This is a genomic window from Streptomyces sp. NBC_01210, from assembly GCF_036010325.1.
Classification (GTDB): domain Bacteria; phylum Actinomycetota; class Actinomycetes; order Streptomycetales; family Streptomycetaceae; genus Streptomyces.
Genome location: NZ_CP108549.1, coordinates 8,780,653 through 8,794,935, shown reverse-complemented (window position 1 = coordinate 8,794,935; position 14,283 = coordinate 8,780,653). Strand labels below are relative to the sequence as shown.

11 protein-coding genes and 4 pseudogenes are annotated in these 14,283 nt (G+C 68.8%); 7 read left to right on the top strand and 8 right to left on the bottom strand.

Annotation, left to right across the window (positions count from 1 at the left end):
• The first annotated feature begins 105 nt into the window (after positions 1-105).
• The 5 genes and pseudogenes from OG735_RS39675 (at position 106) to OG735_RS39655 (ending at position 3,113) form a co-directional block, all read left to right on the top strand.
• A complete protein-coding gene (locus OG735_RS39675) occupies positions 106-510 on the top strand; it encodes a hypothetical protein (RefSeq protein ID WP_327327984.1) in 405 nt (134 codons plus the stop codon).
• 211 nt (positions 511-721) lie between these two features.
• Complete coding sequence (locus tag OG735_RS39670; protein ID WP_327327983.1) at positions 722-1,042, top strand: hypothetical protein; 321 nt, start codon at positions 722-724, stop codon at positions 1,040-1,042.
• Positions 1,039-1,515 (top strand): hypothetical protein, encoded by a 477-nt coding sequence (locus OG735_RS39665; protein WP_327327982.1) that lies wholly within the window; start codon positions 1,039-1,041, stop codon positions 1,513-1,515. The genes OG735_RS39670 and OG735_RS39665 overlap by 4 nt, the downstream gene beginning before the upstream one ends.
• Positions 1,516-2,112: 597 nt before the next feature.
• A pseudogene (locus OG735_RS39660) lies at positions 2,113-2,639 on the top strand (transposase); the annotation flags it as partial.
• A 42-nt stretch (positions 2,640-2,681) separates the two neighbouring features.
• Positions 2,682-3,113, top strand: a complete 432-nt coding sequence (locus OG735_RS39655) for an ankyrin repeat domain-containing protein (RefSeq protein WP_327327981.1) — start codon at positions 2,682-2,684, stop codon at positions 3,111-3,113.
• On the opposite strand, the gene OG735_RS39650 is transcribed toward OG735_RS39655, so the two are convergent.
• Positions 3,076-3,693, bottom strand: coding sequence for a hypothetical protein (locus tag OG735_RS39650; RefSeq protein WP_327327980.1), 618 nt, complete (start codon positions 3,691-3,693; stop codon positions 3,076-3,078). The two genes, OG735_RS39655 and OG735_RS39650, sit on opposite strands and share 38 nt — an antisense overlap.
• Before the next feature lie 84 nt (positions 3,694-3,777).
• Entirely contained in the window at positions 3,778-5,289 is a 1,512-nt protein-coding gene (locus OG735_RS39645) for a hypothetical protein (protein ID WP_327327979.1), read from the bottom strand.
• A 451-nt stretch (positions 5,290-5,740) separates the two neighbouring features.
• On the opposite strand from OG735_RS39645, the gene OG735_RS39640 reads away from it, so the two are divergent.
• Positions 5,741-6,283, top strand: a complete 543-nt coding sequence (locus OG735_RS39640) for a hypothetical protein (protein WP_327327978.1) — start codon at positions 5,741-5,743, stop codon at positions 6,281-6,283.
• A gap of 681 nt (positions 6,284-6,964) precedes the next feature.
• Here OG735_RS39640 and OG735_RS39635 read toward each other — a convergent pair.
• Both OG735_RS39635 and OG735_RS42200 read right to left on the bottom strand, forming a co-directional pair.
• Positions 6,965-7,744, bottom strand: a complete 780-nt coding sequence (locus OG735_RS39635; RefSeq protein WP_327327977.1) for an alpha/beta fold hydrolase — start codon at positions 7,742-7,744, stop codon at positions 6,965-6,967.
• A gap of 467 nt (positions 7,745-8,211) precedes the next feature.
• Positions 8,212-8,310: pseudogene (locus OG735_RS42200) on the bottom strand (IS481 family transposase); the annotation flags it as partial.
• Positions 8,311-8,581: 271 nt separating this feature from the next.
• On the opposite strand from OG735_RS42200, the gene OG735_RS39625 reads away from it, so the two are divergent.
• Positions 8,582-8,935, top strand: coding sequence for a hypothetical protein (locus tag OG735_RS39625; protein WP_327327975.1), 354 nt, complete (start codon positions 8,582-8,584; stop codon positions 8,933-8,935).
• Positions 8,936-9,082: 147 nt separating this feature from the next.
• On the opposite strand, the pseudogene OG735_RS39620 reads toward OG735_RS39625, so the two are convergent.
• The 4 genes and pseudogenes from OG735_RS39620 to OG735_RS39605 all read right to left on the bottom strand — a co-directional run.
• A pseudogene (locus OG735_RS39620) lies at positions 9,083-9,509 on the bottom strand (NmrA family transcriptional regulator); the annotation flags it as partial.
• Between the two features lie 180 nt (positions 9,510-9,689).
• The gene (gene sbnB, locus OG735_RS39615) at positions 9,690-10,760 is read right to left on the bottom strand and encodes a 2,3-diaminopropionate biosynthesis protein SbnB (RefSeq protein WP_327327974.1); all 1,071 of its coding nucleotides are present in this window, start codon (positions 10,758-10,760) and stop codon (positions 9,690-9,692) included.
• Positions 10,757-11,738, bottom strand: a pseudogene (locus tag OG735_RS39610) (TauD/TfdA family dioxygenase). The gene sbnB and the pseudogene OG735_RS39610 overlap by 4 nt, the downstream one beginning before the upstream one ends.
• Positions 11,739-11,760: 22 nt before the next feature.
• Positions 11,761-14,271 carry a non-ribosomal peptide synthetase gene (locus OG735_RS39605; RefSeq protein WP_327327973.1) on the bottom strand — a complete coding sequence of 837 codons (2,511 nt, stop codon included), beginning with the start codon at positions 14,269-14,271 and terminating at the stop codon, positions 11,761-11,763.
• Positions 14,272-14,283 lie beyond the last annotated feature (12 nt).

The window sequence follows — 14,283 nt, the reverse complement described above, 5'->3', positions numbered from 1 at the left end:
CCCCTGCCCTTGTTCCGCCCCGCCGAACGCCAGCATGCTCCTGGCATTCCGACGGACATCTCCGTCGGCCCACTCCCCAAGCTCAAGCGAAAGGTGTGTACAAGCATGCGCAGGACTGCGTTACGAAGCACGGCAGGCGGGGCACTGGCGGTACTGGCGCTGATGGCCGCGACCACTCAGGCGGAGGCGAAGGTGGCCGACCGCGGCTGGTCGGCGAGCAACAGCTTCGCCCGCGGCAGCGGCTATATCGATGAGAACAACAACGGCTTCAGCGTCAGCGGCTCAGTGACCGACTACGCCAGCAAGCCCTCGACGTCATATGTCTACGTGAGCTGGCTGGAGTACAACCACGGTGCCTGGACGACCGTCAACCGCCAGGCCAGTGGACGCGCGACGAACGGCACGACGGCCGGCATCTCGCTCTCCCGAACCACACCGTACGACGTACGCCGCATTCAGGTGACGGTCTGCACCTCGACGGGCAACTGGTACTGCGGCAGCCCCGGTTAATACTGCAAGATCGTGGCCGCTGAGACAGAAGAACGGCCGGGAGTTGCCGGAGGGGACCGTGCACGGTTGCCCGACCGGATCCAGCCGCTGCTGCATGCCTGCACAGGGACGCCGGACGAGGTGCTCGATGACGTGCGTGAGTACGTCATCGAGCACCTCGGCATGCTGATTCTCGCCCTGGTGAACCGTTACGTCTCACTGGAGGTCCTCGTTGATCTCACTCGATGCCTGGCTCGCTCCCCCGCTGCCCGCCGTTGGTCTGGACACCAAGATGAGTCAGCGGCTGGGCACGGGAGCGACAGTCGGCACGTACAGCACGACGGGGGGCGGCACCAGCGGCGGCGGGGGCGCCTCCGGCTTCGGCGCGGCGGTGGCGTCGGCTCCGCCGGTAGCGGTGGTCTCGGCGGTACCGATGCTCTCGGCGGCGGGGGTGGCGGCGGCTTCTTCGGCGGCGGCGGCGCCGACCCCTTCGACAGCTACGGCTCTGGTGGTGGAGGTGCTGGGTCGTCGTTTGTCACGGCCGGTGCGGTGAATCCCCAAGCTGCTGCCGACACTACTGGCACGCCCACGGTCACGATCACCTACACCACCCCGGGTCCCACCGGTCCCACCGGCCCACAAGGAGCCACCGGAGCAGACGGAGCAGACGGAGCAGACGGAGCCACCGGCCCACAAGGGCCGGCCCTGGACATCGCCACGGTCGGCACCGAGCGTGGCATCTACCGGGCCGAGGTGGACTCGCAAGGCCAGGCCTGGATCCAGGAAGAACGGTTCATCCGCGCTCACAACCGGTGGATTGCCCTGTCGAACATCCCGGGCTACCCCTCCACCCGCATCGCAAGTGTCTCCCTGGCCGTCGCCGCCGACCGTCTTCGGATCTCCCTGCTGGCCGCCGACAACCAGCTGTACGAGGCCAGCTGCCCGGTCAGCCGGCGCCCGCTCTCCGAGGACTTCCTGCACCACCAGTGCGGCCGGTTCATCCACATCACCACTCGCAACCCGTAAGGGGGTTGGCCGAGATACGGCCGAAAGGGATAGCGGAGCATCTTGAGGTCCGGTTCAGGTCTGTTCGTATGGGGATCCCCGTGCGAACAGACCTGATCTTTACTCACCGCAGAGTGCGACCTGCCGGAGCACCGTCTCATTTAAGCTGTCCCGGCAACTGCCACCGGAGCTCCAGGCCCGCCGGCTGGCACTGGCAGCAAGACCGCCGAACAGTACGAAGCCACCGAGCCCGCCGTCGGCGCCGCTGGACCACGCCGCGCACCAGCATCCCCCCGGGCACTCGACAACCTCGCCGAAGTCCTCACCGAACTCCTGCTCCAGGACCCCGCCGCCACCAGCCCGGCCTACGACGACATCGTGGCCGACATGCTCGCCGGCCTCTTCCCCGACGAATGGCCCCCGCAGCGGAACCTGGACTTCCTCGCCCAGCACCAGGTCTACGACAATCTGCTGAGGCACCCCGAGGCCAACGGCGCCTGGGACTGCACCCAGAAGCCATCGCGTACCAGCGCCCGGCAGAGCGTCGACATCGCCACCGCGATCACCGGATGGATATCCGGCGAGCCCATCCCCCGCCTCGCCACCACCGGCCGGCACCTGCGCCACGGCGTCGACACCGCGCAAGTCCTCGCGCCTCAACGCCGGCGGTACCTCCCGGCGCGAGGCAAGAAGCCGGGTCGGCCGCCGACTTGGACATGGCGGCAGCTGATCAACGGCATACGTTCGCGGATCGGGACCGGTGCGCCGTGGCGGGATGTCCCACAGCGGTACGGGCCGGGAGACCGGGCCTACGACCTGTTCCGGCGTTGGCAGCGCGACGACACCTGGAAGCGGATCCTCGAGCAACTGCAGGCCGTGGCCGACGCGAAGGGCCGGATCACCTGGGATGTCAGCGTGGACTCCACCATCGCACGCGCCCACCAGCACGCCGCCGGGGCACGAAAAAGCGCGGGTCCCGCGGCGGCCGACCACCGAAGTTCGACAAGCCCGACTACCACGAGCGCCACGCGGTGGAGTGTGGGATCAACCGCCTGAAGAGGCATCGAGCGGTAGGAACGAGACACGACAAACTTGCCGTTCGCTTCGCAGCGACCGTGGTCGTCGCCGCCATCAACGAGTGGATATATGTGGCCCCGCCGCGTACCCAGTCGTTAACCTCGGCACCCATGAACCAGCGGAAGCGGAAGAAGCTCTCCCGACACCTATTCGTAGCAGTCTTGATGGGCGACACCATCCGTGTGAAGGCGCTTCTGTGGGCTGGGACCGACCCGAACCGAGAGGACAGCGAGGGCACCACTCCTCTGTATGTGGCATCCGTGAATGGAGAAGCCGAGATCGCCCGCCTGCTCCTGGCGGCCGGGGCCTCTCCGGACACCGAGAGCAGCGGACTCGGCTCGGAAGGCACCCCCCTGTGCGCAGCCGCATGCTGGGGACACACTGAAACGGTGCGCGAATTGTTGACGCGCGGCGCCGATCCGAACCTTCGTGAAGATCACGGCACGGGCCGCTCACCAATCAACTGGGCGATCGACGGCCCCCATCCCGAAACCGTCGCTCTCCTCACCACAGCGGGTGCAACCCCCGCGGGAACCACATAGCATCGCCGTTCGTCATCAGGGCTCCAGCCAGTTCGCTGGATCTCACCACAAGCCACTTTCGCAACAGGCCTACGCCTTCGACCAGGTCCTGGCGAGGACGGAGAGTTCGGGGGTAGCCGTAGCTCAGCCGCCGCACCCGCAGGCCCTTCGCAGGCGCTACCGCGCCCGTCACGTCGTCGAGGTCCGCGATCAGCAGCGTCCGTTCCGGACCGACGGCCGTGAAACCGGCGGCGCGCAGCGGTTCGTCCATGGGGACCGGGTCGTGGGCGTACGCCCGCCACTCGACCGGCTCGGAGCGGGCAGCGAAGGCCTCTTGCTGCCGACGGATCAGCCCGGTCACCTCCATCGGCCCGGTCCCGCCGGTCAACGGAGCGTGGTGGACCGTGCCGTGCGTGCCGTAGTGGGTCCGAAGGACGGTGCCGTCCCCCTCTGTCACGGCCCCCACGGGCGCCCGCTCCGGCACATGTCCCCGTACTTGTTCGTCATACGCTGCCAGCAGCGCGTCCACCCCGTCCATCGAATCCTCAGCCGGCTCGTACCAGTGCACGACCATGACCAATGTCAGGACGGTCGCCGCCACGGGCCACTCTTTTCCCGTCGGGGGCTCGGATCGCCAGGACCGTCCTGACAGCCGGTGGGCTGTGCTGGACGTATGCCCGCCCGACTAGGGCACCAGCACTGACATCACGTCACGCGGCAGCGAGGGGTTGGCGGCCGCCGCTTCCACCACTCGCGAGTCGTCGTCGTCGAGCAGTTCGACTATGGCCGGCGGCGGCAGCGCCGGGTGGCCGGCAGCTATGAGCCTCGCCCGCTTGTCCGCCAAGCAGGCGAGCAGCGACGGGGCCGTCGTGTTGCGGTGCCGGGCAACCTCGCGGAGCGCCTTTGGCACCGGCGGTTCGTGCCGGGCCAGGTCCTCCAGCAGTGCCGACGACGCGTCCGGGTTGGCCGCCACCTTGGCGACGACCCGGACTCCGTGCCGGTCGACCATGGCGCGCAGCTGGGCTTCGGAGAGGCCCGGGTGCGGCGCGATGGACTTGACCACCTTCGCGTCCGGGTCGGCGGCCAGCGCGTCGCGGATCTCAGCCGGCAGATCGCGTCGCTCAGCCAAGAGCATCCGCACGGCCGGATTCGGCGACTCGGCCAGCTCCTTGACTTCGGCGGGAGAGGCAACGGCGATCCGCGGCAGGAGGGTTGAGCCGATCTTGGTAGCGCCGGCCAAGTGGGTCAGCACGTCGAGCGGCACATGTGGGTTGTGTGCGAGCCTGCGCTGCACGTCGTGGCCAGGGTCGGTGGCCAGCGCGCGGATCAGGGCGTCGTCGATCGCGGGATTCTCGGCAAGGTCGGCTCGAACACCGGGACGGGGATCAACGGCGAGCCGTCCGCACACCTCCATCGGCAGGTCGCGCCGGGCGGCGAGCGCCCAGCGCAGCAGCATCGAAGGATGGTCGACGAAGCCGACGACGGCTTCGGTCGGTGTGGCCGGATTCCGCAGCGCCATCTGCTGCATCTCGTGCACGGTGGACTGGTGGGAGCCGTCGCAGGAGGCACCGGACCGCAGATCGCAGTCGATCCGCGGGCATAGCGGATCGTGCACGAACGGCGTCTCTTCGCGGTCGCATACCAGGCACCACTGCGCTGGAGGCAGCCCCTCGCCGGTGATCAGTGCCGCCAGCACGGCCGGTGGCGTCGCCTCGTTGGCCGCCACCGCGCTGCGGACCTCGGCATGCGGATGCCCCGCAAGTCGGGCAGCCATTTCCGGCGTCGTCCACAACGCGAGCTCCGCGCCGACCCGTACGTCCGAGTCGGCGGCGAGGGTCTCCACCACATCAGGCGGGAGGTCCGCGCAAGTGGCCAACTTCTCCCGGCGCTCGACGACTGGATCTGCCGCGAAGAGGCGTGCCCACTCCGGTTTGCCGGCACGCTCGCCGAGCAGGGCGAGCGCGGCGTGCGGCTGTGCCACGGGATCGACGTCGGCGGCGGTCAGTCGGCCGTCGTACGCAAGCCGCACAGCGGTCTCCTCAACGCGCGCGGCCAGCGCAACCACCTGCGCATGGCTGAGGTCCGCGCGATCTGCGAGGTCCGCGGCAATGTCTGCGTCCGCGACGGCGATCAGCCGGTCGACCAACTCGGACGGCAGGGCCGGGTTGGCGGCGAGCCCGCACAGGACATGGTTCACAGGGACATCCTGCCGGGACCGTGATCGAATCGCTCGTGGATTTCGACGCGGCGATCTTTCAGCATGTGGGCTCGGTCGGGGTCGGCGGCATCGCCGTCCGGTGCCGGCCGCCCACGATCCTTCTTCCTGCCTCGCTGAGGGCCCGCCGCCGTCCCTGTACGCGAGATGGAGGAACTGTGCTTGCTGTGGCGGGAGTTGACCTCACGGTGTGGAGATCGCCGGTGCGCCGGATGAGGTCGACCGGCTGACCGCAGCGCTGAGCGGCGCGGCCGAGCTCAGGCCGGTGCGCATCTGACAGCAGGCCGAGTGTCCCGCCGTTGCGGGCCCGCAGTCGGTACGGCGTACACCCGCAGCGACGGAGGAGGTAGGCGCCGTTCCCAGCAGTCCCAACGGGCCCCGGTCGTATCGGTGTTCGCGCCCGCGACGGCGGGGCACGGGTCATAATCTGCTGGTGGAAACCGAACACGGGGTGCATCTGACCAGCCGGAACGGCCCGTTACCGGAGCTCGATCCTCCGGTACCGCCCTGGCCGGTGTGGCGGGCGGACTTTCCCGTCACCGCCCCGGCCGGTCACCCCTACCTGCTCGCCACGGTGCGGATGACTGTTCCCTCCGGCAGACACTGGCAGCGCCACCGGCTGGTCGAAAACCATGAACTGCACACCCGCCTCGTCCCCCTGCTGGGCACCTTGCCGCTGAGTCACTCCTTTCTGCAGGAGCCGCACGGCGGACAGAAATGCCGCTTCCACGACGTCGCCGTGAAGGTGTGGCAGGACAGCGACCCCGACCACTGGCCCAACACCCTCTACCGCCGGCTCGCCGCCGAGGACGGACAACGCCAAGGACTCGGCGAAGTCACCGTCACCCTCCGCCTTGAAACCCGGGACGGACACGTCCACCAGGTAGCCCGGACCATCAGCGAATGCAACGTACGCGCCGACGGCCGCCTCATACTCGCCCAACTCCCCCACGACCCCCTGCCCACCAGTATCTGACCCTGCCCTCCGGCCGTGCCGCGGGATTGGGCCGTAGCTGCGTGGGCAGCTGCAGCGCACTTCTGAACAGGTCGGGTGAGCTGAAGGGGTCCTGGACGAGGCCCGGGCCGAGGAGTCCACACGGGATGCCATCCGTTGCCCAGCGACTACGCCACCCGCCCCGATCGCACACCACGCAGGACCAACTGACGCCACCGACGAACCGGCCTGGCGGCAGACACGCGGCTACCAAGACCTCATGGCTAACCGTGGCGAGATCGCGGCGATGCCGGCCTCGCGTACCGCTTCGACATGAGCTGCCGCCTCAGCATGGCGGCCCGTCCTGACGACGGCCTCGACGAGATCCATGATGAGGAACAGTGCGGTGCGGACGTGCGAGGCGAGCTCGCCCGCGCGGCTGACTGCGGACGCGTGCCGGTATGCGTCTTAGGGTCAGCCGGTCCGGGACATGAGGCTTCAGCCGGCTGAGCGCCCGGTCCAACGGTTTCCACAGCTCGGGGCGTTGACCGCCGTGGCAGACCCAGGCGAGGGTGTAGAGCGCATCGATCATGGTGGGGTCGGTGGCGTCGTACGGCTGGTGCTCGGCGACAGCGCGGGCCCGTCGGTGGACGGCGAGCTGCCCGCGCAGGTCGGTCAGGATGCTGGTGCCCTGCGCGGAGTCGGCCCCGTCGCCTACCGCACTTATGCTCGGTCGGTCACGAACCAGTCGAGCGCCGCAGTCAGCTCCGCCGGCTTCTCCACCGGCAGTTCGTGGCCTGCGTCCACCATCCGGACCAGCGCGTCCGGGTAGGCCTTGGCCATCCGAAGCATCTGCGCGACGGGCAGCTGGATGTCGTGGTAGCCGTGCACCAACAGGGTGGGCGTGCGGATCTCGCCGACCCGGTCGAGGACGTCGAAGGTCCGCATGGCGGCGTAGCACGTCATGACCACCTCCCGCGGTGTGGCCGAGGAGGCCCGGATGTACTCGCGAATCTCCTCGCGCGGGTAGCCGGGGGCAAAGGCCCGCTGGATGTTGGCGGCGACGAACAACTTGAACGGCACCAGCGTGGATGCCGCCATCAGCAGGCCCCTCCCCCGGCTGTAGGTCATCCGGCTGATCGAGTTCACCAGTACGAGGCGCTCGATCCGTTCGGGATGCCCGAGGGCGAGGGTCTGCGCGATCATCCCGCCCATGGAGTGGCCGACGGGTATGAACCGGTCGACCTTCAGGTGGTCGAGGAGGGCGAGGACGTCCGCGGCCAGCTCTTCGATCGTCCGCGCCCCCGACCCGCTGCTCTCGCCGTGCCCGCGCAGGTCGAGCCGTATGACCCGCCGCTTCGGGGCGAAGTGTGCCGTCTGGTGGTCCCAGCGGTGCCGGTTGGCCGTCCAGCCGTGGATGAACACCAGGGGCACGCCGTCACCGTCACGGGGGCCCTCGTCGTCGTACGTCAGTGCTGCGCCGTCGAGAGCGAGCTGCGGCATGGGTCGTTGCCTCCTGAGGTGTGGTCCGGGTACGGCCGGATGCTGCCTCCGGCCGCCCCGGAAGACGTCCGTCACCGCCGCTTGCCGAGGAAGTCGAAGATGTGCCCGAACACGTCGAGGGCGGCGCCCCGGCCGAGGGACGTGTCGGGGTGACCGTAGCCGGGAATCTCCGTGTACGCCACGTCCAATTGCGACTGCCGCTGGGCGAGTACCTCGTGGCAGAGCTTCTGGGAGTCCAGCCACAGCCCGTTGTCGCTACCCGCGAGCAGCAGGACGGGGTGTCGGTACGGCCGGCCGCGTCCAGCGCGTTGGGCGGCAGCGCCCCGTAACGGTGGTCGCCGTCGTGCCGGCGCACCTGCGCTCCGGGCCGGTACGATCCGGCGCAGATGCGGCAGGATCCACAGCGGCGCGGGGCCGAGCAGCGAAGCGCCCGTGCCCCAAGCCGAGTTGTGCCGCTGACGCTGATCGACGCGCGCATCGTCAATGATGACCCCGTCGAGAAGCCGGTAGAACTCTTCGGCATCGATCCGGTGGGAGCGTTCGACCTCGCCGTTCAATTGGCCGGTGGAGCCATATTCGCCGAATCCGGTGGTGGAGCCAGCAAGGGGCGTGGGGGTCCCTGAACAGACGGTGACGGTGCTCGGATCTGACCGGGACAAGATATGGAAATGGCTTTGACCAGCCCGGACAACGTGCGGCTGTCCGGGACAGCCGTTTGTCGTTGCCCTGCTCCGGCAACAGCAGAAGGCTCGTCGCTGACCGGTCAACCGATGAACCCTGCTGAACTGCGGGGCCGGACGCAGTCCAGCTGAATCGGATCTGAAGTGAGGAGAGTTCATGCGGTTCCACCAGACTGACCGCGGCACGCTGCGGGGGAAGATCAGCCTCATAGCGGCATCCGGAGTACTCGCGGGTGTCGGCTTGCTGGGAGCGGCTGCAAGCGCCCACGCTGTGGAGAGCGGGGCGTCAGGCGCCAGGGCCGTAACGTGCAGTGTCGGGGTCGGCCACACCGCGGTATGGGCGAGGTGCAGCGGCACCGGTTACGCCCGACTGAGCTACTGGTGCAAGACCACACCGTGGGGCGACACCTGGCAGCTGAAGCGCACGGGTTACGAACGAGTCAACGGCTCGCACACCATCAGTCGCGAGTGCGCGTACGAGGCAGCCAGCCCAAGCTGGGACGCGCGCTGACGACAGAGCAACTGGCCAGGCTCTATGCCTGTCACGCTGCACCTCAGCCCGTACGATGAGCTCAACGGTGGGCCACGCACAGCTCGGGCCTGCAACAAGGCGGACCCCAGCGGCGATAGCGCACTCAACGCCGACAAGCGGGGTGGGTCACCTGAAGGCCCCGATGTTCCGTGCCGCCCACTCGGCGAAGGTCCGGGTGGGCGGCCGAGGACCTGCTCGACGTCGGGGCTGATCCGCTGCTCGGCGGGGTTGGGCTCGCCAAGGATGTCGAGGGTGGTCTCGACCACGGGCTCGGGCATGAACTTCAGCATCTGCGCGCGGGCCTCGTCCCGGGTCTGCTCGATGAATCGGATCGGCTCGCCGAGCGCGTCGCCGATGGCTTCGGCGAGTGCCGGGGCGTGCTGAGGGCGGGCCCGGTCAACTCGTAAACCTGCCCGGCGTGACCGTCCTCGCTCAGGGCTGCGGCGGCGACCTCGGCAATGTCGGCCGGGTCGATGGTCGGCAGGCCGATGTCACCGAACGGCGCGGCGATCCTCCGTCGGGAACGGACCGACTCGACCCAGGCGTACGCGTTGCCACGCCCCCATGGGATGCCGACTGCGGTGCATCCCGGCCTCAGTCCGTCCCGGGCAGGGCTCCGCACAGACATCCGTCGATGCCTGTCCCGGCGGCCGAGCGCTCTGCTCCTGGTCTTCGGCAGCGGATACGGCAGGCCCATTGGCCTCTTCCTCCGCGGCAGGGTGCTGTGGGCCGGTTATCCGTGCCGGCGCAGGTCGTGGAAGAAGTCCTCGATGACGTGGAGCTGCCCGGAGCGGGCCGTCTCGTCGTAGACGTATTTGCCGACGGCGAGGTCGAGTACTCCGAGGCCGAAGGGTGAGAACACCAGTGGCCGGTCCATGGGGGGTGTCACTCGTCCGGTCATGACGTCGTCAAGTGTGCCTTGGAGGAAGTCGCGGTTGCCGGTGAGCTGTTCGGCCAGATGCGGAGAGGTGTTGGCTTTGAGGCAGTGTTCGACGTCGTCGACGATGTTGGTTGAGGCGAGGATGATCTCGGGTGCGAGGTCGCGCAGGGACACGTGCAGAACCAGGGGGTTGTGGTCGAACCAGGCCGGGTCGCTGATGTGCGGCTCGCCGGCGATGGTGGCGAAGACGACGAGGTCGCTGGAGCGGATCAGTTCCTCGGGGCTGTCGTGCACGGTGATCTGTCCGGCCGTGCCGGTCTGTTGGAGGTAGTCGCGGAAGCCGGCGGCGCTGTCGGGTGACAGGTCGTGGACGCCGGTCTCGTCGAAGGTCCAGCCGGTGCCGGTCAGGAAGGTGTGGATGTAGCGGGCGATCAGGCCTGTGCCGAAGAAGCCGATGCGGGTGGGCCGTTGTCGGTTTCGGGTGAGGTGGTCGGCGGCGAGGGCGGCCGATGCGGCGGTGCGGGTGGCGCTGATGATGGAGCTTTCCAGGCAGGCGAAGGGGTAGCCGGTGTCGTGGTCATTGAGGATCAGGACTGCGGAGGCCCTGGGAATGCCAGCCTGGACGTTGTCGGGGAAGCTGGAGATCCATTTGAGGCCGTCCACCCGCACTTGCCCGCCGATCGAGGCGGGCAGCGCGATGATCCGGGAGGAGGGGCGGTCGGGGAAGCGCAGGAAGTAGGAGGGTGGGTTGACCGACTCTCCGGCGGCGTGCAGCTGGTAGGTGGCCTCGACGAGGTCCACGATCTGCTTTTCCCGGTCCTGCAGGGCGTGCTGGACCTGGGCGCCGGAGATCACTGCGAACGGTGGCACGGTGTGCGGCTGGGACATGGCGGGCTCCCTTGCGGTGGAACGGACGGTAGTCATCCGGCGCTTACCTCGGTCGTCGGCGGGCACTCGGCCAGGCGCAGCGGCTCGGCCATCGCGACGAGTACCTCGCGTGGTCCTTGGAAGGCCTCCCTGCTGTGCGCGGTGCGCACATTGTCGACGAGCATGAGGTCGCCGGCCTGCCACGGCTCGCGGGTGGTGTGAGCCGTGTAGGTGTCGTTGAGGAGCTCGATGATGTCCGGGCCGATGGGGTCGCCGCCTCCGAAGCGGGTGTTGAACGGCAGTCCCTCGGCGCCGTAGACGTCGATGAGGTATCCATTCGTTGAGGAAGGCGATCTGGTTGAACCAGCAGCGGCGGCCGGTGACCGGGTGGGCCGTCACTGCGGGGCGGCGCTGGCGGGTGCGCAGACTGCCGTCGGGTTGCCAGGCGAATTCGATGGCGCCTGCGCGGCAGTAGTCCTCGATGGCGGTCCGGTCGTCGGTGCCGAAGGCCTCGGCGCAGGGGGCGCCGATCTCGTCGTTGTAGGTGCGGGTGAGCAGCCAGCCTTCCTGTTCGAACCGGTGGACCAGTTCGGGCGGCAGTGCCTCGAGCACGGTGGGGGCGTCGGCGATGGCGGTGGCTCCGCCGGTGGTGGGTGCGGTCAGGCAGGCAAACAGCATGAGACCGGGGGGATGAAGGGTGTAGCTGAGTTCGTGGTGCATGCACATCGGCTGGTTCGGCGGCCAGGTCGAGGAGGAGTACACGCCCGGGGTGTAGGTCTGGCGGGGGGCGAAAGCTTCCTTGTCGGTCATCAGGGCGGAGGCCAGGCGGCGGAGGACGGCGCCGGCCTGGTCCGCGTCGCGGAGCTGCAGGCCGCGGATGAGGAGCACGCCGTGTTCGGTGACGAGGGAGCGCAGGTTGTGGCGATGTTCGGCCGCCCAGCCCGGCGCGTCGTCGGGGGCGTCGGTGTGCAGGATCGCGGGTTTGCCGGGATGCAGGTCCACGTTGAGCAGGCACGCCGGGGTCGAGTACGGCACGGTGCTTTCCTTTCGATGTGGTTCAGGAGGAGGCCAGTAGTTCGGTTGCGTGTCGCTGGGGTCTGTCGTCGACCAGTTGGGCGAGGTCGGCGAGGACCGGGTGGCTGGTGACATCCTTGGGGGACACGGCGCGGTCCAGGGCAATCGCAAGCTTCACCGCCGACAGTGAGGTGCCGCCCCGGTCGAAGAAGTGGTCCCGCCGTCCGATCCGGTCCTGCGCGATGCCGAGCACCGTCGCCCAGACGGCCGCCAGCCGCTGTTCGGTCGGCGTGGCCGGCGGCTCGTGATCGTCCTCGCCGGTGCCGAGTTCCAGGGCGAGCGCGCACAGCTTCTTCTTGTCGATCTTGCTGTTGGCGGTCAGCGGCAGACTGTCCCGCCAGTGGAAGGCCGACGGGACCATGTACGCGGGCAGTGAGACGGCCAAGCGGTCCTGCAGGATGCCGGGCTCGAGGGGCTCAGGGCTGCAGTAGAAGGCCGCCAGCTGCTTGCTCTGGTCGGCCCGCTCGGCGACCACCACCGCGCCGTCGCGGACACTGGGGAGGCGCAGCAGGGTGTTCTCGATCTCGCCGATCTCGATCCGGAAGCCGCGGATCTTGACCTGGGCATCGCGGCGGCCGAGGAACTCCAGCTTCCCCGACGGGTGCCAGCGGCCGAAGTCACCGCCCCGGTAGAGCCGCTGGCCCTTTCGGTGCGGATCCGCCATGAAGGCCAGCCGGGTCCGCTCAGGGTCGTTGACATACCCGCGGCCGACACAGACTCCGGAGAAGACAATCTCGCCGGGGGCGCCGAGCGGTACGGGTGTGAGGTGTTCGTCGACGACGTACACGTGCACGTTGTTGACCGGACGGCCGAGCAGGATCCGGTCCGGCACCCGGTCCATCACCTCGTGGTTGGTGTCGTCCGAGGTCTCCGTCAGCCCGTAGGCGTTGACCAGCCCGATCCCGGGCTGGGCGGTGAACCAGCGCTCGGCGAGCTCCTTCTTCAGCGCCTCACCGGTCACCGAGACGCACCGCAGGTCCGGCAGTTCGCGGGGGCGTTGCTCCAGACTGGACAGGACGACTTCAAGGTAGGACGGCACCACTTGGAGCACGCCGACCCGGCCGTCGACGATCGTGTCGAGGAACTGTTGGGCATCCAGGATGACTTCCTGCTCGACCAGCAGGGTCCGCCCGCCGACCAGGAGCGCGGAAACCAGCTGCCACAGCGAGATGTCGAAGCACTGCGGCGCGGTCTGGGCCACCACCTGCCCCTCGCCGATCCCCAGATCGTCGATCTTGGCGAACAGATGATTGAGCATGCCCGCGTGCTCACACATCGCCCCCTTCGGCTCGCCCGTGGAGCCGGAGGTGAAGTAGATGTAGGCGAGCTGGTCCGCGGCTACGGCGATACCGGGATCATCGTCGGCATGGTCTTCTTCGTAGGCCGTGTCGACGAAGAGCGTCTGCATGGCGGGCAGCGTGGTCAGGGCCTGGTCGAGGGTGGTGGTGCTGCCGGGTTCGGTCAGCACGAGGCCGCATTCGGCGCGGGCCAGTGTGGTCGCGATGCGCCCGGCCGGGAAGTGCGGCTCGATGGGCAGGTATGCGCCGCCGGCCTTGAAGACCGCGAGGACGGCGGCCAGCCAGTTGAGGTTGCGCTCGGTCACCACCGCGACGACGCCTTCGCGGGCAAGGCCGCGGGCCTGCAGGGCGTGTGCCAGCCGGTTCGCCCGGGTGTTGAGTTCCCGGTAGGTCCACTGCCTCTCGCCGTGCACGGCTGCGACGGCGTCCGGATGCGCCCGCACCCGCTCCTCGAACAGCTCGTGCACCCGGCGGTCCGGCAACTCCCGGCGCGGTCCGGCCAGCCCCTCGAGCTGGAAGCGGAGTTCCTCGTCGGACAGCAGGCTCTGCCGCCCGTGGCCGGCATCGGGGTCGGCGGCGATCAGGGCGAGTGCGGTGAGGTGGTAGCCGGCGATCCTGGCGGCGCAGTCCGCGTCCAGGACGTCGGTGCGGTAGCGCAGCCGCAGCGCGAGTTGGTCGCCGCGGCGGGGGAATCCCACCTCCAGCGCGGTGCCTTCGGCGAGATCGCCGCCGTCACCGGTCGGATCGAACGCGGTCTCGAGCGACCGTTCGCCCAGCTCCAGCTCGCGCCACAGATCACCGACCGGGAAATCCTTGTGCGCCAGCAGTTCCGAGGCGACTTGATGGGTGTTCAGCAGCAGCGCCCGCCACGAGTCAGGTGCGGTGGTCAACCGACACGGCAGCGGTTGGCTGGCCTCGGCGGCGACGACGTAGCCGGTGGTGATCTCCTGCTCGCCGGACAGCGCCGAGAGCACCTTGGCATGCGCCGCCAGCAGTACCGAACCGAGCGGCAGTGCCAGCTCGTTCGCCAGTCGGTGCGACGCCGTCATGATGTCGTCGGGGACTGTCGTCTTATACTCCCCCACGCCGTTCACGGGGTTGAGGGTCCAGCGTGGGGCGGGGGTGAAACCGCCGACTGTCAGTACGCCGCGCCAGAACTCCCGGCCGGCCTCCATGCGAATCGGTTGCGTTCCCATTGGATCTTTCCT

What these genes read in the sequence shown, in the direction of transcription:
- sbnB (WP_327327974.1), bottom strand. Translation starts at nt 10,760, where the DNA reads ATGACTACCGTCCGTTCCACCGCAAGGGAGCCCGCCATGTCCCAGCCG.
- OG735_RS39655 (WP_327327981.1), top strand. Translation starts at nt 2,682, where the DNA reads ATGAACCAGCGGAAGCGGAAGAAGCTCTCCCGACACCTATTCGTAGCA.
- OG735_RS39635 (WP_327327977.1), bottom strand. Translation starts at nt 7,744, where the DNA reads ATGCCGCAGCTCGCTCTCGACGGCGCAGCACTGACGTACGACGACGAG.
- OG735_RS39625 (WP_327327975.1), top strand. Translation starts at nt 8,582, where the DNA reads ATGCGGTTCCACCAGACTGACCGCGGCACGCTGCGGGGGAAGATCAGC.
- OG735_RS39605 (WP_327327973.1), bottom strand. Translation starts at nt 14,271, where the DNA reads ATGGGAACGCAACCGATTCGCATGGAGGCCGGCCGGGAGTTCTGGCGC.
- OG735_RS39675 (WP_327327984.1), top strand. Translation starts at nt 106, where the DNA reads ATGCGCAGGACTGCGTTACGAAGCACGGCAGGCGGGGCACTGGCGGTA.